The organism is Sinomonas susongensis (assembly GCF_005877005.1).
GTDB lineage: Bacteria > Actinomycetota > Actinomycetes > Actinomycetales > Micrococcaceae > Sinomonas > Sinomonas susongensis.
The window spans coordinates 1-22,591 of record NZ_SSNH01000015.1; the positions used below are offsets into that span (position 1 = coordinate 1).

General features: G+C 69.9%; 21 protein-coding genes and 1 pseudogene. 12 read left to right on the forward strand and 10 right to left on the reverse strand.

Annotated elements, in window-relative coordinates; genetic code table 11:
• Nucleotides 1–119 (forward strand): annotated as a pseudogene (locus E6A21_RS18240) (IS30 family transposase); the annotation flags it as partial.
• A gap of 118 nt (nt 120–237) precedes the next feature.
• Here the strand turns inward: E6A21_RS18240 and E6A21_RS15990 are convergent.
• The gene (locus tag E6A21_RS15990) at nt 238–819 is read right to left on the reverse strand and encodes a TMEM175 family protein (RefSeq protein WP_138445161.1); all 582 of its coding nucleotides are present in this window, start codon (nt 817–819) and stop codon (nt 238–240) included.
• A gap of 71 nt (nt 820–890) precedes the next feature.
• Between E6A21_RS15990 and E6A21_RS15995 the strand changes: the two genes are divergently transcribed.
• Nucleotides 891–2,006 carry a glycerate kinase gene (locus E6A21_RS15995; RefSeq protein ID WP_138445162.1) on the forward strand — a complete coding sequence of 372 codons (1,116 nt, stop codon included), beginning with the start codon at nt 891–893 and terminating at the stop codon, nt 2,004–2,006.
• A gap of 43 nt (nt 2,007–2,049) precedes the next feature.
• Here the strand turns inward: E6A21_RS15995 and E6A21_RS16000 are convergent, their stop codons facing one another.
• Together E6A21_RS16000 and E6A21_RS16005 are read right to left on the reverse strand one after the other, a co-directional pair.
• The gene (locus tag E6A21_RS16000; protein WP_138445163.1) at nt 2,050–3,486 is read right to left on the reverse strand and encodes an amino acid permease; all 1,437 of its coding nucleotides are present in this window, start codon (nt 3,484–3,486) and stop codon (nt 2,050–2,052) included.
• Nucleotides 3,487–3,576: 90 nt separating this feature from the next.
• Complete coding sequence (locus E6A21_RS16005) at nt 3,577–4,866, reverse strand: uracil-xanthine permease family protein (protein ID WP_138445164.1); 1,290 nt, start codon at nt 4,864–4,866, stop codon at nt 3,577–3,579.
• Between the two features lie 198 nt (nt 4,867–5,064).
• On the opposite strand from E6A21_RS16005, the gene E6A21_RS16010 reads away from it, so the two are divergent.
• A complete protein-coding gene (locus E6A21_RS16010) occupies nt 5,065–5,670 on the forward strand; it encodes a malonic semialdehyde reductase (protein ID WP_138445165.1) in 606 nt (201 codons plus the stop codon).
• An 88-nt stretch (nt 5,671–5,758) separates the two neighbouring features.
• On the opposite strand, the gene E6A21_RS16015 is transcribed toward E6A21_RS16010, so the two are convergent.
• The 3 genes from E6A21_RS16015 to pgm all read right to left on the reverse strand — a co-directional run bounded on the left by E6A21_RS16015 (nt 5,759) and on the right by pgm (nt 9,374).
• On the reverse strand, nt 5,759–7,177 hold the full coding sequence (locus tag E6A21_RS16015; protein ID WP_138445166.1) for an MFS transporter: 1,419 nt from the start codon (nt 7,175–7,177) through the stop codon (nt 5,759–5,761).
• A complete protein-coding gene (locus tag E6A21_RS16020; RefSeq protein ID WP_138445220.1) occupies nt 7,174–7,629 on the reverse strand; it encodes a MarR family winged helix-turn-helix transcriptional regulator in 456 nt (151 codons plus the stop codon). Before E6A21_RS16020 ends, E6A21_RS16015 begins: the two co-directional genes overlap by 4 nt.
• An 89-nt stretch (nt 7,630–7,718) precedes the next feature.
• Nucleotides 7,719–9,374: a phosphoglucomutase (alpha-D-glucose-1,6-bisphosphate-dependent) gene (gene pgm / locus E6A21_RS16025; protein ID WP_138445167.1), complete on the reverse strand. Its 1,656-nt coding sequence runs from the start codon at nt 9,372–9,374 to the stop codon at nt 7,719–7,721.
• A gap of 188 nt (nt 9,375–9,562) precedes the next feature.
• Between pgm and E6A21_RS16030 the strand changes: the two genes are divergently transcribed.
• Nucleotides 9,563–10,276, forward strand: coding sequence for a DUF4190 domain-containing protein (locus E6A21_RS16030; RefSeq protein WP_246036577.1), 714 nt, complete (start codon nt 9,563–9,565; stop codon nt 10,274–10,276).
• Here the strand turns inward: E6A21_RS16030 and E6A21_RS16035 are convergent.
• The gene (locus E6A21_RS16035; RefSeq protein ID WP_138445168.1) at nt 10,259–11,734 is read right to left on the reverse strand and encodes an amidase; all 1,476 of its coding nucleotides are present in this window, start codon (nt 11,732–11,734) and stop codon (nt 10,259–10,261) included. The two genes, E6A21_RS16030 and E6A21_RS16035, sit on opposite strands and share 18 nt — an antisense overlap.
• Before the next feature lie 102 nt (nt 11,735–11,836).
• On the opposite strand from E6A21_RS16035, the gene E6A21_RS16040 reads away from it, so the two are divergent.
• Complete coding sequence (locus E6A21_RS16040; RefSeq protein WP_138445169.1) at nt 11,837–12,160, forward strand: rhodanese-like domain-containing protein; 324 nt, start codon at nt 11,837–11,839, stop codon at nt 12,158–12,160.
• Between the two features lie 52 nt (nt 12,161–12,212).
• On the opposite strand, the gene E6A21_RS16045 is transcribed toward E6A21_RS16040, so the two are convergent.
• On the reverse strand, nt 12,213–13,265 hold the full coding sequence (locus E6A21_RS16045) for a diacylglycerol/lipid kinase family protein (protein WP_138445170.1): 1,053 nt from the start codon (nt 13,263–13,265) through the stop codon (nt 12,213–12,215).
• Nucleotides 13,266–13,327: 62 nt separating this feature from the next.
• On the opposite strand from E6A21_RS16045, the gene serS reads away from it, so the two are divergent.
• The 3 genes from serS (at nt 13,328) to E6A21_RS16060 (ending at nt 16,775) form a co-directional block, all read left to right on the forward strand.
• Nucleotides 13,328–14,614 (forward strand): serine--tRNA ligase, encoded by a 1,287-nt coding sequence (gene serS / locus E6A21_RS16050; protein WP_138445171.1) that lies wholly within the window; start codon nt 13,328–13,330, stop codon nt 14,612–14,614.
• Nucleotides 14,615–14,761: 147 nt separating this feature from the next.
• Nucleotides 14,762–15,934 carry a type IV toxin-antitoxin system AbiEi family antitoxin domain-containing protein gene (locus tag E6A21_RS16055; RefSeq protein ID WP_138445172.1) on the forward strand — a complete coding sequence of 391 codons (1,173 nt, stop codon included), beginning with the start codon at nt 14,762–14,764 and terminating at the stop codon, nt 15,932–15,934.
• A 4-nt stretch (nt 15,935–15,938) separates the two neighbouring features.
• Nucleotides 15,939–16,775, forward strand: coding sequence for an HAD family hydrolase (locus E6A21_RS16060; RefSeq protein WP_138445173.1), 837 nt, complete (start codon nt 15,939–15,941; stop codon nt 16,773–16,775).
• Between the two features lie 78 nt (nt 16,776–16,853).
• On the opposite strand, the gene E6A21_RS16065 is transcribed toward E6A21_RS16060, so the two are convergent.
• Together E6A21_RS16065 and E6A21_RS16070 are read right to left on the reverse strand one after the other, a co-directional pair.
• The gene (locus tag E6A21_RS16065) at nt 16,854–17,465 is read right to left on the reverse strand and encodes a MarR family transcriptional regulator (protein ID WP_138445174.1); all 612 of its coding nucleotides are present in this window, start codon (nt 17,463–17,465) and stop codon (nt 16,854–16,856) included.
• 108 nt (nt 17,466–17,573) lie between these two features.
• Nucleotides 17,574–18,059 carry an inorganic diphosphatase gene (locus tag E6A21_RS16070; protein WP_138445175.1) on the reverse strand — a complete coding sequence of 162 codons (486 nt, stop codon included), beginning with the start codon at nt 18,057–18,059 and terminating at the stop codon, nt 17,574–17,576.
• A 144-nt stretch (nt 18,060–18,203) separates the two neighbouring features.
• On the opposite strand from E6A21_RS16070, the gene dacB reads away from it, so the two are divergent.
• The 4 genes from dacB (at nt 18,204) to hpt (ending at nt 22,529) form a co-directional block, all read left to right on the forward strand.
• Nucleotides 18,204–19,640 carry a D-alanyl-D-alanine carboxypeptidase/D-alanyl-D-alanine endopeptidase gene (gene dacB / locus E6A21_RS16075; RefSeq protein ID WP_138445176.1) on the forward strand — a complete coding sequence of 479 codons (1,437 nt, stop codon included), beginning with the start codon at nt 18,204–18,206 and terminating at the stop codon, nt 19,638–19,640.
• A gap of 99 nt (nt 19,641–19,739) precedes the next feature.
• Nucleotides 19,740–20,849: a zinc-dependent metalloprotease gene (locus tag E6A21_RS16080; RefSeq protein ID WP_246036578.1), complete on the forward strand. Its 1,110-nt coding sequence runs from the start codon at nt 19,740–19,742 to the stop codon at nt 20,847–20,849.
• Nucleotides 20,850–20,896: 47 nt separating this feature from the next.
• On the forward strand, nt 20,897–21,913 hold the full coding sequence (gene tilS, locus E6A21_RS16085; RefSeq protein WP_138445178.1) for a tRNA lysidine(34) synthetase TilS: 1,017 nt from the start codon (nt 20,897–20,899) through the stop codon (nt 21,911–21,913).
• Nucleotides 21,914–21,977: 64 nt separating this feature from the next.
• On the forward strand, nt 21,978–22,529 hold the full coding sequence (gene hpt / locus E6A21_RS16090; protein ID WP_138445179.1) for a hypoxanthine phosphoribosyltransferase: 552 nt from the start codon (nt 21,978–21,980) through the stop codon (nt 22,527–22,529).
• Nucleotides 22,530–22,591: the final 62 nt, after the last annotated feature.

The window sequence follows — 22,591 nt, forward strand, 5'->3', positions numbered from 1 at the left end:
CCTACCTCGAGGCCATCGCCTTCGAGATGAACAACCGGCCACGCAAGACACTAGGCTTCAAAACACCACGAGAAGTCTTCCTCGAAGACATCGAACAGGCCGTTGCCAACATGCCTTGAATCCGCCTATCTTCGCTGACGCCACTGTGCCTCGGCGCGTCGTTCACGGCGCGCCGAGGCACAGTCGTAGAAACGGGCTGGACGCGGCGCCGATCCGGCAGCACCGACGCGTGCGCGCCTACTCGTCACCAGCCACGGCCCGCTCGATCCGCCGGTCCGGCACGATCCAGACGGCCGCGACCGCGACGTACGCTGCCGCGCTGATCCACACCGAGAGGTAGGCTCCCAGGCACCCGATCGCATAGAGGGCCAGAGACCACTTGCCCTTCGCGTCGTTCTGGATCGCACGCGCGAGCCGGCTGTCCGCGCCCTGGATCCTGATGAGCCTCGTCTGCAGGATCGTGTAGGCGATCGCCGCGAGCAGGAGGTTGATCCCGTAGACGAGCACGGGGAGGGGGCTGAGGCTGCTCTCGTCCATCCACCGGGTCGTGAACGGAACGATCGAAAGCCAGAACAGCAGGTTGAGGTTGGCCCAGAGCGCACCACCGTCGACCCGCTCGCTCAGGTGCATGAGGTGGTGGTGGTTGTTCCAGTAGATGCCGATGTAGACGAAGCTCAGCACGTACGTGAGGAACGTCGGGAGGATCTGCAGTACGCCGCGCAGGTCAGGGGTGTCAGGCGTCTTGAGTTCGAGCACCATGATGGTGAGCGCGATGGCCATGACGCCGTCGCTGAAGGCCTCGACCCGGTTGGTCTCCACGCAGACGATTCAATCACCACGAGCCGGCCAAGACACCCCGTGTCGCTGGCCCGGGCTGGCAGGATGGTGGAATGCGCATCCTGATCGCCCCGGACAAGTTCAAGGGCTCCCTCACCGCCGCCGAGGCCGCCGACGCTATGGCCGAGGGCGCCATGAGCGTCTACCCGGACGCGCAGATCAGCCGGGTTCCGATCGCCGACGGCGGCGAGGGAACCCTCGAGGCGGCCGTCGCCGCGGGCTTCGAGGAGCGGAACAACGCCGTCGTCGGACCGATCCTGCGGCCCGTGGGCGCCTCGTGGGCGCTCAAGGGCACGACCGCCGTCATCGAGACCGCACAGTCCTCGGGCCTTGCCGCCCTCGGCAGCGAGCCCACTCCCGAAACGGCCCGGCGCGCCCATTCGTACGGCGCAGGCCAGCTCATCGCCGCCGCGCTCGACGCCGGCGCAACTGAGATCATCCTCGGCCTCGGGGGTTCGGCCATGACCGACGGGGGCTCTGGCGCCCTCCGAGCGCTCGGGCTCACGCCCCTCGATGCCGCCGGCAACGTCGTTCCGCTCGGGGGCGCCGCGCTCGCGGAAGTCGTCGCCGTCGACGCCTCGGCCCTCGACCCCCGGCTCGCGCGCACGCGGTTCCGGATCGCCGTCGACGTCCGCAACCCCCTGACCGGGCCGGACGGCGCGGCGTACGTCTTCGGGCCACAGAAGGGAGCCGACGCGGAGGCCGCCGAGGCGCTCGACGCAGGCCTCCGGACGTGGGCGCGGGTCCTCGCCGAGGCCGGGGGACGCGACGTCGACGTCCCCGGGTCCGGCGCCGCCGGCGGCTTCCCCGCGGCCTTCCTCGCTTACACCGATGCTGAGCTCGAGAGCGGGTTCGAGCTCGTGGCCGACCTCGTCGGCCTTGATGCCCAGCTGGACGCGGCCGACCTCGTCATCACCGGTGAGGGCTCCCTCGACGGGCAGTCGCTCACGGGCAAGGCGCCTATCGCGCTTGCGGACCGCGCCCGGGAACGCGGAGTCCCCGTCGTCGCCGTCGCGGGGCGCATCCTCGTGGCGCCGGAGGAGCTGGCCGCGCACGGGATCGAGGTCGCGGGCGCCCTCGTCGACCTCGCCCCGAGCCCGGCGGAGGCTATTGCCGAGGGCGCCGCCTATGTCCGGCGCGCGGTCGCGGAGCTCCTGGCCGGCGCCTGACCCCGGGCTGTTCAGGGAGGGCCGCCTGCCCGCAGGCAGGTCGTCAGTCGGGCGTGCCGCTGGCCGTCGTCGTCTCGTGCCGCGGGCTTTCCGGGTTCAGCAGAGAGTGCCGACGCGAGTAGCCGAAGTAGATCGCGAGCCCGATCACGAGCCAGACGGCGAAGCGCACCCAGGTCTCCCACGGCAGCGAAATGATGAGCCAGAGGGAGAAGAGCACACCGACGGCGGGCACCACCGGCATCCACGGCGTCCGGAACGTGCGGGGGATCTCCGGGCTCCGGTACCGGAGCACGATGACCGCCACGCAGACCACGACGAACGCGGACAGGATGCCGATGTTGGTCAGCTCGGCAACGGTGTTGATGGGCAGGACGCCCGCGAGGACGGCGGATCCGATGCCGACGATCCACGTCACCCGCGTGGGGACGTGCCGTTCCGGGTGCGTCTTCGCGAACCACTTCGGCAGGAGCCCGTCGCGGCTCATCGAGAACCAGACCCGCGTGACGCCGAGCATGAACGTGAGCATCACGGTGAGGATCGAGATGATCGCGCCCACGGCGATCACGTCCGCGACGGCCGGCAGCCCGACGGCTGAGAAGGCGCTCGAGAAGCCGGACTTGGGGTCGATCTCGGTGTACTTCTGCATCCCCGTCAGCACGAGGGTTGCGAGCACGTAGAGGGCCATCGCGATCGCGAGCGAGTAGATGATGGCCTTCGGCATGTGCCTCGTCGCATCGCGCGACTCCTCAGCGGCCGTGCTCATTGCGTCGTAGCCGAACACGGCGAAGAACACCGTCGCGGCCCCCGTCATGACGCCCCCGAAGCCGAACGGGAAGTAGGGGTGGTAGTTCGCACTGTTGATGTGGAACACGCCGAGCACCACGATCGCGACGACGAGCACCACCTTGAGCGCGACGATCACGAGCTCGAAGCGCCCCGTGCTGCGGATTCCCCGCGTGAGGATCCACGCGGTGAGGAGGCACAGGATGATCGCGAAGAGATCCACGACGTGGCCCGGCCCGGTGCCGGACGCTCCGAGCATCCAGGCTGGGAGGTTGACGCCGAACTGCCCGAGGAGGAAGCCGAAGTAGCCCGAGATGCCGATGGCGACGACGGCGACGATGGCCGTGTACTCGAGGAGGAGGTCCCAGCCGATGAACCAGCCGACGATCTCGCCGAGCGCCGCGTAGCCGTAGGTGTACGCAGAGCCGGCCTTCGGGATCATGCCTGCGAACTCTGCATAGGAGAGCGCCGCCGCGGCGCTCGCCACACCTGCCACAAGGAAGGAGATGAGGACGGCGGGGCCCGCTGTCGCGTGGGCGACGGCGCCCGCGAGGGAGAAGATCCCGGCGCCGATAATGCCGCCGACGCCGATAGCCGTGAGCTGCCACAGCCCGAGTGATTTGGAGAGCTGGCCGACGCCGCGCTCTTCCTCGATCTCGCCGATCGGCTTCCGCCGGAGTATGGACTGCTGCGTCATCGGACCCCTCCTGCTCACGTTCGCTCTTGCATCGGTGGGCGGCATTCTACGCCGGGGCCTGCCGCGAACGGGCGAGCTGAGGGCGGCCGGCTAGACCCGCTCGGTCTCGGGCTCCCGCACCGTGCCGCGCCAGCGCGCGAGCCCCGTCATGCCGTGGTAGATCAGCAGCGCGGCAGCCGAACCGAGCGCGATTCCGGCGAAGCTCAGCTGGCCCACGTTCCACGTGTAGTCGGCGACGCCGACGATGAGCGCCACCGCCGCCGTCGTGATGTTGATCTGGTTCGAGAAGTTGACCCTGCCCTGGACCCAGATCTTGACGCCGAGGACGCCGATCATGCCGTAGAGCATCGTCGCCGCACCCCCGAGCACGCCCGGCGGGACGGTCGCGATGAGCGCGCCGAACTTCGGCGAGAAGCTCAGCACGAGCGCGCAGAGGCCCGCGACCCAGTAGGCCGCGGTCGAATACACCTTTGTCGCCGCCATGACCCCGATGTTCTCGGCGTACGTTGTGGTGCCGGAGCCGCCGCCCAGACCCGCAAGGACGGTCGCGAACCCGTCGGCGATGAGCGCGCGCCCCGCGACGCCGTCGAGGTTCTGGCCGGTCATCGCGGAGACGCTCTTGACGTGCCCGACGTTCTCGGCCACCAGCACGAGCACTACGGGCACGAACAGGCCCAGGACTCCGAGGTGGAAGGTGGGCGTCTGGAAGTGCGGGAGGCCGATCCAAGCCGCGGAGTCGACGTTGGAGAAGTTGATCTCGCCCCGCGCGACCGCCACGACGTACCCCACGAGGACGCCGATGAGGATGCTGAGACGTCCGAGGATCCCCCGGAAGAGGACGCTCGCGAGGATGATGGCGAGAAGCGTCACGAAGGCCGTGAGGGGGGCCGCCACGAAGTTCTGCTTGGCCGAGGGCGCGAGGTTGAGGCCGATGAGCGCGACGATCGACCCCGTCACGACGGGCGGCATGACGACGTTGATCCAGTGCGCGCCGAACGCCTGGACGACGCCGCCGACGAGCGCGAGGACGATCCCCGCGGCGACCACCCCGCCGAGCGCGCCCGCGACGCCGAACTGCTGCTGGGAGGCGAGGATCGGGGCGATGAACGCGAACGACGAGCCGAGGTAGCTCGGCACGCGTCCCCTCGTGATGACGAGGAACAGCAGTGTCCCGATGCCGGAGAAGAAGAGCGTCGTGGCCGGCGGCATGTGCGTGAGGATCGGGACCAGGAACGTCGCCCCGAACATCGCCACCACGTGCTGGAGGCCGATCCCGATCGTGAGGGGCCATGCGAGCCGCTCGTGCGGTGCGACGACCTCGCCGGGACGGACGGAACGACCGTCTCCGTGAAGCTTCCATCTGGTTCCGAGCAGGCTCATGCAGGGCCCTTCCGATGCGGGGGATGTGGGGATGCCGGAGAAATCTTACCCGTGGGCTGCGACGTCCGGGCCGGGAGGGACGCTCTCCGTGTGTCGAACCTCACCACGGATGTCGGAAGCCTAACGGACGACGGCGGGTTTGACCCCTTGAGAGGACGGCCGCTCGGCCGCCGTCGTGAATGTGGAGAAGGAGACCCCTTGAGCATCGCCCACCAGGAAGCCGCACTGGATGCCGCCGCCGTCGACGCCCTGTTCGTCGAGGCGCGCACGGCCAACTCGTTCACCGGAGAGGTGACCGAGGAGCAGGCACAGGCCATCTACGAGCTGACCAAGTTCGGCCCGACCGCCTTCAACAACCAGCCTCTCCGCGTCACGTACGTGCGCTCGGCCGAGGCCCGCGAGCGGCTCGTGGCCCGCATGATGCCGGGCAACCAGGAGAAGACGCGCAACGCCCCGCTCGTCGCGGTCCTCGCGTTCGACACCGAGTGGCATGAGAAGTGGGAGGAGTTCCTCCCGGCGGCACTCCGCGTCAAGGCCATGTACGACGCCGACGAGTCCCTGCGCTACGGCACGGGCCGTGACAACGCGCACCTCCAGGCGGGCTACTTCATCCTCGCCGTCCGCGCCCTCGGCTTCGCCGCCGGCCCGATGACGGGTGCCGACTTCGAGGCGATCGATGCCGAGTTCTTCCCCGAGGGTGGCCGCAAGAGCTTCCTCGTGGTGAACATCGGCCTCCCGGGTGCGGACGCCTTCGGCCCCGCAAAGCCGAAGTTCGCGTACGAGGACGTCGTCGAGGTCCTCTGACGGGTCCTCTGACCTTCGGGTCTGACCCCCGCGTCACGCAGGCTGATCCCCCGTTGCCACCTCGGCAGCGGGGGATCAGTGCTTTAGGTCAGTTCTTGAGCGGCTCCCGCGCGGCCGCCGCGGAGTCGCCGGTGTCGACCGTGCCACTCTTCCCAGGCTCGGGGACCGGCGCCGTGACGGGGGTGTTGAGCACGGTGGGCCGCTCGGCGGCCGCTGCGGCCGACCCCGCGCCGTCATTCGTCTTCCGGGCCAGCTCCTCGTCGTGCCTCGCCGTCCAGACGGCCCGCAGCTGGTCGCGCAGCGTTCCCTCGCCCCAGCGCGTGAGGGCGACGACGCCGAGGACGCCCGCTACGAGCGCGGCGAACCCCCCGATGACGATCGACCAGCGCGCGCCGGCGGAATTGGCGATCCAGCCGATGATCGGTGCGCCGATCGGGGTTCCGCCCTGGATCACCGCCATGTACAGCGCGAGTACTCGCCCGCGGTACCGGGCGTCCGTGCTGAGCTGGACGATCGTGTTGCACAGATTGAGGAACGTGATCGAACAGAGCCCGACCGGGATGAGCAGGATCGCAAACCACAGGTAGCTCGGCATGGCGGCGGCGACGATGGTCGCAACACCGAGCAGGATCGCCGCGGCGACGAGCAGGCTCATCCGCGCGCTCCGGCGCCGGGCCGAGAGCAGAGCACCGAGAAGCGTTCCGACGGCCATGACGGAGCCGAGGAGACCGTAGGCATCGGGACCGGTGCGGAAGACGTTCGCCGCCATCAGCGCGTTCGTCACCTGGAAGTTGAGGGTGAACATGCCGACGATGCCCGCCATGGCGAGGATGAGCACCGTCCTCGGCTGGCTGCGGACATAGCGGATGCCCTCGATGATCTGATGCTTCCCACGGGGCACGGGTGCGGACCGCTCCAGGAGGTCCACCCGGAGCTTCATGAGGGAGGCGATGACGGCCGCGAAGGAGACCGCGTTGAGGAAGAACACCCATCCGGTGCCGATGACGCCGATCAGGACACCCGCGACGCCCGGCCCGGCGAGGCGGGCGAGGTTGAACGACGCGCTGTTGAGCGCGACGGCATTGGGCAGGTCCTGCCGGCCCACGAGCTCGGAGACGAAGGCCTGCCGCGCCGGGGCGTCGAAGGCGCTCGCGACGCCGAGGAGCAGCGCGATCGCGTAGATCTGCCACAGCTGCGCGGTCCCGGAGAGCACGAGCGCGGCCTGCAGGAGAGCGAGCGCGCCCATGGCGCACTGCGTGCCGATGAGGAGCTTGCGCTTGTCGAGCCTGTCGCCGACGACGCCGGCGTAGGGGCCGAGCACGAGGATGGGCAGGAACTGGAGCCCAGTCGTGACACCGACGGCTGCGCCGTCGTGCTGGGTGAGCTGGGTGAGGACGAGCCAGTCCTGGGCCACGCGCTGCATCCACGTGCCCACGTTGGACACGAGGGCGCCAGCAGCCCAGAGGCGGTAGTTCGGGTGGCGGAGGGCGCTGAAGGTCTTGTTCATCGGGCGCACATCTCCACGAGGAGCTCTGCGGCACGGTGCATGACGGCCCTGTCCTGCTCGGGTAGCCCCTCGAGCCGGCTCGCGAGCCACTCGGATCGCAGCCGCCGCGACTCTTCGAGGACGGCGGCGCCCTCGGGCGTGAGGGAGACGACGACCTGACGGCCGTCCGTGGGGCTCTCCTTCCGCTCGACCAGGTTCTGCGCCGACAGCGCATTGACGGTGCGCGTCATGCTGGGCGCCTGGACGCGCTCGGCGTCGGCGAGCTGCCGCATGGTCTGCGGGCCGCGCTTGGCAAGGAGGCCGAGCACGGTGGTCTGACCCGGAGTGACGACGTCGCTTCCCGCCTGCGTGCGGAGCACACGGGACGTGCGCATGACGGCGACGCGCAGTTCGACGGCGAGCTCGCCGAGGCCCGGGAGGGTTTCCAAATCTGAGGTTGCTGGTGGGGTCATCATCGATACTTAGCATAGTTCATTACTCTGGCTAAGTATATGAGGCCGGTCACCTCGCCCCGGTGCCTTGGTCACAAGGTGGGCTGTCCCTAGGCGATGACTGAGTCGACGAGCGCCTTCGCCTCGGCCTGCACCTGCTTGAGGTGCTCCTCACCCTTGAAGGACTCTGCGTAGATCTTGTAGACGTCTTCGGTCCCTGACGGGCGGGCGGCGAACCAGGCGTTCTCCGTGGTCACCTTGAGGCCGCCGATCTTCGCCCCGTTGCCGGGCGCCTCGGTCAGCTTCGCGGTGATGGCTTCCCCCGCGAGCTCGGTCGCCGTGACGTCGTCCGCCGAGAGCTTCCCGAGCTTCGCCTTCTGCTCCCGGTTCGCTGCGGCGTCGATCCGCGCGTACGACGGCGATCCGTACTTCGCGGCGAGGTCGGCGTAGCGCTGGGAAGGGCTCTGCCCCGTCACGGCCTGGATCTCGGAGGCGAGGAGGCATAGGAGGATCCCGTCCTTGTCCGTCGTCCAGACGCCGCCGTCGAGCTTCACGAAGCTTGCGCCCGCGCTCTCCTCGCCGCCGAACGCACCCTCCCCGCTCAGCAGGCCCGGCACGAACCACTTGAACCCCACGGGCACCTCGACGAGCTTCCGGCCGAGACCCTCCGCGACCCGGTCGATCATGGTAGAGCTCACGAGCGTCTTGCCGACGACCGAATCGGGGCGCCAGCCGGACCGGTTGCGGTAGAGGTAGTCGATCGCGACGGAGAGGTAGTGGTTCGGGTTCATGAGACCTGCATCCGGCGTGACGATGCCGTGCCGGTCGGCGTCGGCGTCGTTGCCCGTGGCGATGTCGAACTTCATGTCTCCCGAGTTGACCTTCGAGATGAGTCCGGCCATTGCCGAGGGGGAGGAGCAGTCCATCCGGATCTTCTCGTCCCAGTCGAGGGTCATGAAGGCCCACTGCGGGTCCACGGTCGGGTTCACGACCGTAAGGTTGAGGTGGTGGCGCTCGCCGATCTCCCCCCAGTAGTCCACGGAGGCGCCGCCCATCGGGTCTGCTCCGATCCGCACCCCGGCGTCGCGGATGGCCGCGATGTCGAGCACGAGGGGAAGATCGTCGACGTAGCTCGAGAGGAAGTCGTACTGGCCGGTCGTGTCGGCAGAGAGCGCCTCCTGGAGCTGGACCCGCCTGACGCCCTCGAGGTTCGCCTCGAGGAGTGCGTTGGCCCTGTTTGCGATCCAGCTGGTCGCGTCGGTATCGGCGGGGCCGCCGTGCGGCGGGTTGTACTTGAAGCCGCCGTCCGCGGGCGGGTTGTGGCTCGGCGTCACGACGATGCCGTCCGCCCGAGCAGGATCGTCCTCGGCGCGGCCTGCGTTGTACTTCAGGATGGCGTGGCTGAGCGAGGGCGTCGGGGTGTAGCCGTGCCGAGCGTCGACCAAGACCGTCACACCGTTCGCCGCGAGCACTTCGAGGGCAGTGTTCGTCGCGGGTTCGCTCAGGCCGTGGGTGTCCTTCGCGAGGAAGAGCGGGCCGCGGATCCCCTGCCCGGCCCTGTACTCCACGATGGCCTGGGTAATCGCGGCGATGTGCTTCTCGTTGAAGGAGGCCCTCAGGCTCGAGCCCCGATGGCCCGACGTGCCGAAGGCGACTCGCTGGCCCGGGTCGCTGAGGTCCGGGGAAATGTCGTAATAGGCATCGAGGAGTGCCGTGATATCGACGAGGTCACTGGGAAGGGCAACGGTGCCTGCTCGGTTAGCCATGCTCATAGCTTTGCAGAGAACACGGAGGCTGGGTGCCGTCCGGGTAAAGATTTCCGGTGGGAATCCCCGCTGGGAAACCATCGGTCCGGCCTTTCGTGGCCTGTCCAGCCGTCGCGAGTAGGCTGGTGCCAGCATCCCGCCGGATTCCTTCCCGCGGGGCGGAAGCTCTTCTACACCGAGGGGGAGACGTGTCCGAGACCAATGAGGGCCCCGATCAGTCCGAGCCGTCGCGGCCGTCCGCCGACGAGCGCCCAACCGAGCCGATCTCCCGCGAGCATCGGCACGCGACGAGCCCCATCCCACCGGTTCCCCAGGCGCCCACGGTTCCCGGCGGCTCCGCCTCCCCGTACGGCGCGGCCGGCGCGCACAGCCAGAATCCGTCTGGGCAGAACGCGTCTGGCCAGAACCCCTACGGCCAGAACCCCTACGGCCAGAACCCCTACAGCCAGCCCCAGGGCAGCAGCCCCTACAGCCAGAGCCCCTACGGGCAGGGCTCCTACGGGCAGGGCCCTTACAGCAGCAGCCCGTACGGGCAGGGCTCCCAGAGCCAGCCCACCCCGCCGCCCTACGGACAGCAGTACCCGCCGTCGTACGGCTACCAGCAGTGTCCGCAGCCGTACGCCTACGCCCAGCCCGAGCCGCGCACACTCAGCATCGTCTCGATGGTGTGCGGCATCGCGTCGCTCCTCGGCTTCGGCTTTCTGCTCCTCCCGCAGCTCGCGGCGATCGTGCTCGGCCACCTCGCCCTTTCGCGTGAGCCGGCGGGGCGGGGCTTGGCAATCGCCGGGCTCGCGACCGGCTATTTCTGCCTGCTCATCACGGTGGTCGTGATCGCGTTCATCGTGATCGGCATCGCCTCGATCAGCCAGTACCACTCGGGCTACTCAGGCGCGAATTTCTGATGCCTGTGCCGCCCTGTGCGGTTGCGGCGCCTCGAGGATCCGGGCGAGCTGGAGGAGCCGCGCCTCCGAGCCCGTCGGCCCGATGATCTGCACGGCCAAGGGCAGGCCGAGGTCGGTCCACGCGACCGGCACGCTCACCGCGGGAAGCCCGCAGACGTTGACCATCGATGACCAGGGCGCGAACTCGCACTGCCTCGCGTAGTCGTCGTCCGCCGTCGTCTGCCACTCGGGCCCCGAGAACCACCCGACGGGGCGCGGAGTCTGCGCCAGGGCGGGCATGAGCATGACGTCCCACCGGGAGTACTGGGCAATCGTGTCCCGCTCGAAGCGCCGGAGGAAGTGGAGCGATTCGGCGAGCTTGGCCGGGGTCCGCTGCTGTGCGCGGCGCCGGAAGGCCCGCGTGATCGGGGTGAGGAGGGGCTCGCTGTGAGAGGCGAGACGCAGCAACCCGACTCCGGCTGTCCACGCGGCCGTGAAGGCGTCGGGGTAGCGGTTGTCGTAGCGGACGTCGGCCTCGCCGACATGATGCCCCTGAGCCTCGAGCCTGGCGGCCGCGACGTCGAGTGCCGCCAGCACCTCGGGCTCTGGCTGGATGCGGTACCTCTGGTCCCAAGGGCTTGCGAGGGTCACGCCGATGCGGAGTCGCCCCGGGTCGCGCACCACGGCGTCCGCGTACGACGCCGCGTGCCGGCCGTGCGCCTCGGCCTCGCCTGGGTGCCCGCCGCTCCGGTTCGGCGGGCCGACGAGCGCATCGAGCAGCACCGCGGCGTCCTCCGCGGTGCGGGCGAGCGGCCCGGATACCACGAGCCGCGCGGCATCGCCCGTACCCTGCGGCAGGGCTACGAGCCCACGGCCCGGCTTGAGCCCGACTATCCCGCAGGCTGCGGCGGGGATCCGGATCGATCCGCCCCCGTCGCTCCCGGGCGCGAACGGGAGCATCCCGGCCGCGACCGCCGCGGCCGAGCCTCCCGAGGACCCACCCGAGCTGAGGGCGTGCCCGTGCGGATTGCGGGACGGCGGAGCGATGCGGTTCTCGGAATAGGCGGTGAGCCCGAATTCGGGCACCTGCGTCTTGCCGAGGGAGATAGCCCCCGCCCTCCTGAGGAGGGCCACGACCGGGCCGTCGTGCTGGGCGGCCCGGGCCTCGACGGTTGCGCTTCCGTGGGTCGTCGGCACACCTTTGACGTCGACGAGGTCCTTGAACGCTGTCGGGACGCCGTGGAGCGGCGGCAGGGTTTCGAGGTTGCCCGCGCGGCGGGCCGCCGCGTGGGCCTCGTCGGCCGTCGCGGCCTCGGCCAGCGCGGATTCGGCGGTCACCGTCACGAAGGCCCCGAGGTGCGGGTTCTGGGAGCTGATCGCCTCGAGGAAGTGCGCGACGGCGTCCCTCGCCGAGAGTTCACCGCTGCGCAGCGCGTCACGGAGGCCACGCGCCGAGAGGCTGGCCACGCCGTCGTCCATGCCGTCTCCCTCCGGGCGTCCGCTGGGGCCTAACCACTATAGGCTGGAGGGAATCCGCTCTCCGTTCCGGGTCCATACGTTCGCAGTCCACTGGAGGAATCAATGGCCGACTTCGAATCCGTGCGCATCGACGCCCTGCCCGCCGGCACGCTGCTCGACGTCCGTGAGGACTACGAGTGGGAGGCCGGGCACGCCGAAGGAGCCGTGCACATCCCCATGGACCAGCTGCCTTCGCGGCTCCATGAACTCGACCCCGATGAGGACCTGCTGGTCGTCTGCCGCACGGGCGGACGCTCTGCGAGGGTCACGAGCTGGCTCGTTGCCCAGGGCTATTCGGCGATGAATGTCGTCGGAGGCATGGACGCTTGGCTCGAAGCCGGACGTCCCCTCGTGGCCGAGAACGGCCAGCAGCCGACCGTCCTCTGAGGCCCGCCGGGTCCTCGCCTGCAGCTCCCTGGCAGCCTTCTCGCTCTGGCGCCTAACTCGCTACGCGCACGAGGAGCGAGAGCGGATGCACCTCGACCTCGATGTCGGTTGCGGGGCCGGTGGGATCTCCGTCAGCCTGCGTCTCGACCGGCTCCGCGCTGCGCAGGCGCACCTTCTGCGCCCCGTAGAAGGACATGACGGGGAGCGGCCCGTTGTGCTGGAACAGGATCTTGATGTACATCGCCACCCAGCCAATGAGGCTGCGGGGACTCATGACGACGATGTCGAGGACGCCGTCGTCGATGTAGGCCTCGGGGATGAAGTCGACCCCGCCCGGCAGCTTGCTGCAGTTCGCGAAGAGCACGCTTCGGACGCGGCGCGTCTGGAAGTCGCTGTCGTTGAGCGAGATTTCGACGCGTTTGCGTCTCCGTCCCGGCATGTGCCGGATTCCCGCCTCGGTGTACGCGATCCAGCCGACGGCCCGCTTGAGGTCCTCGTTGGTATCGCTCAGGATCTCGGCGTCCAAGCCCACGCCTGCGATGACGAGGAACGTGTGCGTCGACTTCTTCCCGGTGGTGCGGTCCTCGAGGGACATCGTTGCCGTGTCGATCCGCCGCTGTCTGCCGAAGAGCGCCGTGTGGACGCACTGCGAGATCCGGGTGATGTCCAGATCCAGGTTGCGCGCGAGGAGGTTTCCCGTCCCGAGCGGTACGAGACCGAGCGGGACATCCGTGCCGGCGAGGGCTTCGGCGACGACCCTGACTGTCCCATCGCCTCCGCAGGGGATGACGACGTCCGCCCCCGCCGCGAGCGCCTTGCGGGTCATGGAGTGACCTGGGTCCTCGGCCGTCGTCTCGAAGACGAGGGGCTTCGGCCAGCCCGCACCGCGGCACGCGGCCTCGATGAGCATCTCGGCCTCAGCGGCCCGGGCCTTCGTAGGGTTGAGGATGACGGCGACCTGCTGGGGGCCGGGCGGCGGCGCCTGGGCGGGCTCCCCCACGGCGCTACGGCTGTGCTGCTCACGCAGCCGCCGCACACCCCACCAGCTGGTGACCGCGACGGCCCCAGCCGTCGTGACGGCTCCCGCGATGATCCAATTGCGCATGGTTTCCTCACTCTATCCCGCGTCGACGGGACGTACGGGCGCCTCCCGTTAGGCTAGGGGGCGTGATCGACGTTCGAGAGCTCAGCGAGAACCCCGAGAAGTTCCGGTCCAGCCAGCGTGCCCGTGGCGCGGACGAGTCCCTCGTGGACCGGCTCCTTGCTGCTGATTCCCGTCGGCGGGCTGCCCTAACCCAGTACGAGACGCTGCGCGCCGAGCAGAACTCCTTCGGCCGGAAGGTCGCGGCGGCCAAGGGCGAGGAGAAGCAGACCCTGCTCGCGGAGGTCAAGGAGCTCGCGGCCAAGGTGAAGTCGGCCTCCGCTGACGCCGATGCCGCGCAGGCCGAGCAGGACGAACTGCTCAGGGTGTTCCCGAACCTCGTCGTCGACGGCGTGCCGTCAGGTGGGGAGGACGACTTCGTCGTCGTCAAGACCGTGGGGACGCCCCGCGACTTCGCCGCCGAGGGCTTCGAGCCCCGCGACCACCTCGAGATCGGCGAGCTGCTCGATGCGATCGACATGGAGCGCGGCGCCAAGGTCTCCGGGGCTCGCTTCTACTTCCTCAAGGGCGTGGGCGCACGGCTCGAGCTCGCGCTGCTCCAGATGGCGTTGGACCAGGCGGTTTCCGCTGGCTTCATCCCGATGATCACGCCGACGCTCGTCCGCCCCGAGACGATGCAGGGCACGGGGTTCGACGTCAAGCACGACGCCGAGATCTACAGGCTCGCCGAAGACGACCTCTACCTCGTGGGCACTTCCGAGGTTGCGCTGGCCGGCTATCACGGGGACGAGATCCTCGACCTCTCGGACGGTCCGATCCGCTACGCGGGCTGGTCCTCGTGCTATCGCCGCGAGGCGGGGTCGCACGGCAAGGACACGCGCGGCATCATCCGGGTCCACCAGTTCAACAAGGTCGAGATGTTCTCGTACGTCCCACTCGAGGAGGCTGAGGCCGAGCACGCCCGTCTCCTTGCGTGGGAGGAGGAGATGCTCGCGAAGGTCGAGCTGCCCTACCGGGTCATCGACACGGCGGCGGGTGACCTCGGAATGAGCGCCGCGCGCAAGTTCGACTGCGAGGCCTGGGTTCCGACCCAGGGTCGCTACCGAGAGCTGACGTCCACGTCGAACTGCACGGGTTTCCAGGCGTGCCGCCTCAACATCCGGGAACGGACCTTCGACGGCGACGGCGCCCCGAAGGGCACGCGCAGCGTCGCGACGCTCAACGGCACCCTCGCCACGACCCGCTGGCTCGTCGCGATCCTCGAGCACCACCAGAACCCGGACGGCTCCGTCACGGTGCCAGCGGCGCTCCGCCCCTACCTCGGCGGCCTCGAGGTCCTCCCGGTCCGCTGAGCCCCGCCCCCGGTTCTGCCCCGGTTTTGGACTTCGCCCCCCGCTTCGGCCCGGGGCAGTGTCCGAAACGCGGGGCAATCGCGGAAGTTGTCCACATGGCAGCCGATCGCGCTGTCTCCTGCCGGGCCCGTGCGTTTGGCTGGAGGGATGCAATTCCCCTCAGTCCGCTTCCACAGTTCGGCAGCTGCAGCCCGAACCGGGCGCGATCCCCGGTCTCTGAGCCGGGCCTACGCCGCCGGCGACCTCGTCAGGCTGCGCCGTGGGGTGTACCTCCCAACCGCGGACTGGCTGAACGGGACGGCGCTGAGCCGCTACGCCTTGACGACGGCGTCCCTCGCCGTATGCGGGCCTGCGCCAGTTCTCTGCCGGGAGACTGCCCTCATAGCGTGGGGCCTCGGGTTCGCCCGAGTTCCTTCCCATGTGCACTACCGGACGACGCGGCGATCGGCGGTCGGTTCGGCGGCGCCCGTCGCCCTCTACGGCGACCGGGCAGCAGTCCTTGCCGCCCACTCGGCGACGACTCCGGGAACGAGTTCGGGGGCGCGCAGGCTGCCCTCGGGGTTCCCTGATGCCCGCCACTTCGAACTGACTTCCTCGTCTGTTCCCCTGCGGATACCGAACCTCGGGCTCAGCCTGCTCCTCGAGCCCTTCGACGTTGCGTTCCCCGACACGCTGCACCGGCTTCCGTTCGCCGACGCCGTGGTCCTGTCGGACGCGGTGCTCGCTGGCCGCGGCCTGCATTCGGTCACAAGGTCGCGCGACGCACTGCTGGCGCTGGCGTCGGGTCTCCCCTCGGGCGCCGCACGACGTCGCATGGTCGCCGTCGTCAGTTTCGCGGACGAGGGCGCCGAGTCGGTGGGCGAGTCGTACAGCCGTGCCCTCATGCGGGAGCTCGGCTTCGAGCTTCCCCGTCTCCAAGTCTGGCTGGATCGGGATGGCCGACGCATCGCGCGCGTGGACTTCTACTGGCCGAGACTCCGGCTCGTGGGCGAATTCGACGGAGTGATGAAGTACACGCGGTCGAAGGAATTCAGCGGGCAGGCCCCGGCCGAGGTGCTCGTGGCGGAGAAGCGACGCGAGGACGAGATCAGGGCCTTGGGGGAACGCGTTGTCAGATGGGGCTGGGACGACCTCATGCACCCCCAGCGTTTCGGGCGCAATCCTCCACCGGGCGGGGGTCCTCAGGGCGGCCTGATCCTGCCCCGGGTTTTGGACTTCGCACCCCGCTACGGCCCGGGGCAGTGTCCGAAACCGGGGGCAATCCCGGCTCGCCGCCTTCCGAAACTGCTCGGAGGTTGTCCGGGGGGAGTGGTTCACTAGACCCATGACTACAACGATCAGGGCTGGCATCGACGACCAGCCGATTCCAGCACTTCCAAAGCTCGTCGCGCTCGACGTCGACGGAACCCTCGTGGACCACGACGGCCACATGAGCCCCGAGGTCCGGGAGGCCGGCCAGGCTCTCGTCGCGGCCGGACACGAGTTGGTCGTGGCAACCGGCCGGTCGCTGGGCGCGACCCTCCCGATCGTCGAGCTGCTCGGCATCGAGCACGGCTACGCCGTCTCCTCGAACGGCGGCGTCGTGACCCGCATCGACGCCGGGGCGAACGGTGGCTACACGGTCATCGACCGGCGCCTCTTCGACCCATCGGCCGCGCTCCTCGCGCTGCGGCATCGCCTGCCCGGCGCCAAGTACGCGATCGAGGACGCCGAGGGGAACTTCTTCTCGACGGAGCGGTTCCAGGACCCGAGCTTCGGCGTCGAGGCCAGGGGCGTCTCCTTCGAGGAGCTGCTCGAGCTCACTGCCGTCCGCCTCGTGGTGTTCTCGACAGACGCGACCGCGGAGGAGTTCGGCGACGCCGTCGAGGTGATCGGCCTCCACGGGGTCACCTACTCGGTCGGCTGGACGCCGTGGCTCGACATCGCCGCCCAAGGCGTCACGAAGGCGAGCGGCCTTGAGCTCGTCCGCCGCCGGGTGGGGATTGACGCCGCCGACACCGTGGCCGTCGGCGACGGGCGCAACGACATCGAGATGCTCCAGTGGGCGGGTCGCGGGGTCGCGATGGGGCAGGCCCCCGAAGAGGTCAAGGCCGCGGCCAACGAGGTCACGTCTACGGTGGAGCAGAACGGGCTGGTCTCCGTCCTGCGCTCGCTCGTCTGACCCCGCGCGCATCTGACCCGTCCGCTCCCGGCGGCTCGCCGCCCAACAGCTCGCGCCCAACAGCTCGCTGCGAGACTCTCAGTGCGGCTCGAGCATGAGCCGCAGGAGGTGCGCGACGGCCGGCCGCGCATCGAACTCCTCGTTCCAATGCGCTCGTGCGATCGCCTTCGAGACCGCCTGCGCCGTGATCCCGAGCGCCTCCGCAATCGCCTTCTGCTGTCCCCGCACCCCAGGCGTGAGGAGCTCGAGGACCCGCCATTCCGCCGTCGTGCGGCGCGCCACGGTGAGCGCGAGCAGCCGGAGGACGGCCCCCGCCTCGGCGGCGAGCACGCGGTCCGGACCGTCGACGGCGACGGCACCCTCGTCCTTGATGTGCTGGGCGCGCTCGACGGCGCGGCGGGAGTAGACGAGCCCTAGGCCCGTGACGTCCTGCATTTCCTTCGGCAGCGGTTCCCCGAGGGGGCCGACGCCGATGCCGACGTTCCAGCGGACCCCACCGCATGCGTCGGCGTGCATGGCGGTCAGGGCGGCGTCGACTGCGGGCTCTGGAGCGGAGAAGACGCCCTGGACTTCGTCGCCGACGGTCCGGGCGAGCGGCACGTCGGGCGTGAGCCGGGCCAACGCCCGGAGAAGCTGGGGAACCCGGTCGCCCGGTGCGCGGTCGCGCTGGTTGATCGTGACCGTGTACATGGGGTCGAGCCTAGCGGGGGAGGGGTTACCGGCACGGGAGGCCGGAGCCGCAACACGAAGGACGGGACCCTGCGGCTGCGGGGTCCCGTCCCGGGTGATTCTGGGTTGCTAGTGTCCTTCGCCGAACCGCTTGATGGAGGCCTCGAGTTCGGCCTCGGCGGCAGCGCGGTCCGCCCAGCCGGCGGGCTTGACCCACTTGCCCGGCTCGAGGTCCTTGTAGCGGCTGAAGAAGTGCTCGATCTCCTTCACAAGCCACTCGTCGAGGTCGGAGGCCTCCTGGATGTGGTCGAACCGCTTGTCCGCGGGGACGCACACGAGCTTGGCGTCTCCGCCGGACTCGTCCTCCATGTTGAAGACGGCGATCGGGCGCGCCTCGAGGACGATGCCCGGGAAGAGGTCGACGTCGGGGTAGAAGACGAGGGCGTCGAGCGGGTCGCCGTCCTCGCCGAGGGTGTTCTCGAAGTAGCCGTAGTGCGTCGGGTACTGCATCGAGGTGAACAGGACGCGGTCCAGGCGGACTCGGCCGGTCTCGTGGTCCACCTCGTACTTGACGCGGGACCCGCGGGGGATCTCGATGGTGACGTCGTGCTTCATAGTGCTCCTTGAGGTCGTGCCGGTGCGGCAATCAGTGTCTTGGGCGGCAACTAGTATTGAGGATATCTGCACTGGGGGCGCGCCCTCCCACTGCGCAGAGAACCGCGCAGCCCGCCGTAAAGCCCGACCCCAGGACCACAACGCATGATTTCGTCGCCCGAGCGCGCCCATCGAGCCGTGACATGGGGCCTCGTCTCCTTCCTCGTCCTCGTGGTCTCGGCACTCGTCGGGGCGGTCCTCGGACCGGTCATCGCCCCGGTCTTCCCGGCCTCGCTCCTCGCCCCCCCGACGCCCTCGGCGAGCGTGCCGCCGTGGCTGCTCCCGCCGTCGTCCGACGCGCCGCTCGCAGGGGCGACGCCGCTCGCGACCACCGCGCCCGAGCCCGTCCCCGCCTCGGTCGCGAAGCAGCTCGACGGCCTGCTCGTCGCGGACGGCGGGAGCTTTTCGGGGGAGGTGGTCGATGGGGTGACCGGGCAGAGCCTCTACAGCCGGGCGGGCAACCAGCCGGTGGCCCCCGCGTCGAACCTCAAGCTCCTCACCGCCGCGGCCGTGCTCACGACCCTCGGCCCGGACGCCGTCCTCCAGACACGGGTCATGCGGGGGAGCACGCCCGGCAGCGTCGTGCTCGTGGCGGGCGGCGACGTCTTCCTCGGCGCGGGCGACTCGCAGCCCGGGCAGGTCGTGGGCCACGCAGGCCTGGCCACGCTCGCGCGCGAAACGGCAGCCGCGCTCGGTCCGGTCCACGGGCAGGTCTCGGTACAGCTCGACACGTCGCTCTTCACGGGGGCCCCGCTCAATCCCGCGTGGGCCACGGGCGACGTCGACGCGGGCGAGATCGCTCCCATCGCGCCGATCGCGCTCAACGTTGCCGGCGCCCAGCCCGGCGACACGGCCCCTCGGCCCTCCGACCCGGCCATGGCCGCGGGGAATGCCTTCCGGGACGCGCTCGCCGCCGCGCTCGGTCCGGGAGCGAACGTGGCCGACGGCGTCGCCCTCGGTTCCGCGGGGCAGGGGGCGCAGCAGCTTGCGAGCGTCGCCTCATCGCCGATCGCGGACCAGCTCGCCTACACGCTCCGTGAGTCGGACAACTACGCGGCCGAGACGCTCGCTCGTCTCGCGGCCGCGGCAAGCGGCAAGGAGGCAAGCATCGCCGGCGCCCGCGCCGTCCTGGAGGCCACCGCCCAGCGCATCCTGGGGACGACGGCGGGGCTCCAGCTCGACGACGCGTCCGGCCTTGCCATCTCGGACCGGATCTCGCCCGCCGACCTTGCCGCGCTCATGCGCGCCATGACGACGGGCGACGACGCGCGGCTCCGGAGCGCCCTCGACGGCCTCCCCGTCGCAGGTCTGACGGGAACGCTGGCCAAGCGCTACCCGGACAACTCGCCGGGGGCCGGCTTCGTGCGGGCCAAGACGGGGACCCTCAACACCGTCATAGGCCTCACCGGGTACGTCGTCGACGCCGACGGGCGACTGCTCGTGTTCTCGTTCGTAGGAAACGGGCTCACCCCCGGCAGCACGGCCAACGTCTCAGCCGTCGACGCCGCCGCCTCGGCCCTTGCCGGCTGCGGCTGCCGGTAGGAATCCGCCCCGCGGCGAGCAACAGCCCTCAGCGAACGCGGTCCTGCGCCTGCCCGGAGCCCATGTGCTGCGTCGCGTCCGTGTGGTCTGATGGGGTGTATGGATGTCCATGAGACGGCCCCGCAGCTCATCAAGTGGGACCTCGCGGCCGCCACGGCAGCGCGTCTGAGCCCTCCCGGGCCGCAGCTCGAGCCGTGGGAGGCCGCCGACGCCGTCGCGAGCCTCCACCGGCTCGCCGACGCCGCCGTGCCCCACGTGCACCGCATCACGGGCCTCGCGGCCGCCGAGGACCTGCGCGATTCCCAGGTGCTCGTCGTCGACCGCGGGTCCTGGGCGAAGGCGAACACGCAGGGCTTCCAGGTCATGCTCGGGCCGGTCCTCACGCATCTCCTGGAGAAGAGGGCGAGCGATATCACGCCGTCCGCTGCCCGGATGGGCGGCGCGATCACGGGTGCCCAGCTCGGCGCGGTCCTCGCATTCCTCTCGAACAAGGTGCTGGGCCAGTACGAGCCCTACTCCGCGCTCGCTCCCGGTTCGACGGTCCCCGAAGCCGGCCGCCTCCTCCTCGTCGCGCCGAACATCGTGCAGATCGAGCGCGAGCTCAACGTCGACCCGGAGGACTTCCGGCTCTGGGTGTGCCTCCACGAGCAGACCCACCGGGTCCAGTTCGCTTCGGCCCCGTGGCTGCGCAACCACATCCTGGATCAGGTCGCCCAGCTCTCGGACAGCCTCATCGGCAACATGGATTCGCTCATGGAGCGCGCCACGGCCGCGGCGAAGTCGCTCCGCGACCGTCCGTGGGCGGGCGTCGGCCAGCCCGTTCCGAGCAGGGGCGCGATCCTCGACCTCCTCCAGGACCCTTCGGAGAAGGCCGCGATCTCGCGGATGACGGCGATCATGAGTCTTCTCGAGGGGCACGCGAGCGTAGTCATGGACGCAATCGACGACGCCGTCGTCCCCAGCGTGCGCACCATCCGCCAGCGCTACAACGCGCGCAGCGAGAACAGGGGGGCGCTCGAGTCGTTCGTCCGGCGGCTCCTCGGCCTCGACGCCAAGATGCGGCAGTACACGGACGGCGCGAAGTTCGTGAACGCCGTCGTCGACCGGGTCGGAATGGAAGGCTTCAACCGCATCTGGGAGCAGCCCGAGAACCTTCCGACCGAGGAGGAGATCCACGCCCCGGAGTCGTGGGTCTCCAGGATGGGTTGAGCTCCCGGGACTCTGCTTCGCCCTCGAGGCGCAGGCTGGATCCCGCGGTGGGGCGGGCGCGCAACGCGGTCAAGGCGGCACTCGAAGAGGCCGGGTGGCCCCTACGCGTGCTCGTCGCCTGCTCAGGAGGGGCCGATTCGCTTGCGCTCGCGGCCGCCGTCGCCCATTTCGCCCGTCGCGGCGAGGTCGACGGGCACCCACTCGAGGCGGGCGCCGTCGTCGTCGACCATGGGCTCCAGGAGGCCACGGCGGAGGTTGCCCGGACGACGGCGGGCGTGCTGCGGGAGCTCGGGCTCTCGCCTGTCCGGGTGGTCGCCGTGGAGGTGCGCCGCTCGGGGGAGGGGCCCGAGGCCGAGGCCCGGGCCGCGAGGTTCGCGGCCCTCGAGGCCGCGGCTGCGGAGTGGGGTGCGCGCGGCGTGCTGCTCGGACACACGCTCGACGACCAGGCGGAACAGGTCCTGCTCGGGCTCGCCCGCGGCTCCGGCACGCGCTCGCTCGGGGGCATGCGTCCCGTCCGTGGACTGTACGTGCGTCCTTTCCTCGGGCTCCGCCGCGCGGACACGGTCGCGGTGTGTGCGGCCGAAGGCATCGAGCCCTGGTACGACCCCACGAATGAAGACCCCCGGTACATGCGCTCCCGCGTACGGGTCGGCATCATGCCGTTCCTCGAGGCGGAGCTGGGGCCGGGGGTGGCGGAAGGCCTGGCCCGGACGGCCACCATCCTCGGCCGGGACGCCGACTACCTCGATGCCGAGGCTGGCCGGGCCTATGCATCGCTCGTCGAGCGGGCGGAGCCGGGCACGCTGCTCCTTCCGGGCCCCGAGGTCCGTGCCCTCCCGGCCGCTATCCGCAGCCGCGTCCTCTGGCTCGCGGTCGTCGAGCTCGGCGGGCAGCCGACATTCGAGCGGCTCGCGGCAGTCGAGCGCCTCCTCGACCGCCGCGGATCCGCCGGGCCGATCGAGGTTCCGGGGCACGTGAGCGTCCGCCGGCAGCCGCGGAGGAAGGATGCGGCGCCCGGAACGGAGTATGGGAAGCTAGTGTTTGTATCGCATCCCCGACGCTGAGCTCGTCACCGGCCCTTTCTGGCACTGGCCGAGCCGCAGCCGAGACCGAGTCCCAGGAGCCCAGGTGGATTCTCAAGACGTCCAGGCAGACCTCAAGCACGTCCTCTACGGCAGGGAGCAGATCCAGCAGCGGATCTCCGAGCTCGCCGCCCAGATCGACGAGGACTACGCAGGGCGAGACCTTCTGATCGTCGGAGTGCTCAAGGGAGCCGTGATGGTCATGGCAGACCTCGCGCGCGCCCTCCACAGCCACGTCACGATGGACTGGATGGCGGTCTCCTCGTACGGGTCCGGGACGCAGTCCTCCGGCGTGGTCCGGATCCTCAAGGACCTCGACACGGACCTCATGGGCAAGCACGTGCTGATCGTCGAGGACATCATCGACTCCGGCCTCACCCTCTCGTGGCTCAAGACGAACCTCGAGTCGCGCGGGACCGCGTCGGTCGAGATCTGCACGGCATTCCGGAAGCCGGGTGCCGCCAAGGTCAATATCGATGTCAAGTATGTGGGCTTCGACATTCCCAACGAGTTCGTGGTCGGCTACGGGCTCGACTACGCCGAGAAGTACCGGAACCTTGATTTCGTGGGTACTCTCGCTCCGCACGTCTACGAGTAGTCGGACAGGAGCTCTTCCGGCACCCTTCATCGAGGAGTTGCCCTCGGGCGCACGCTGGGGGA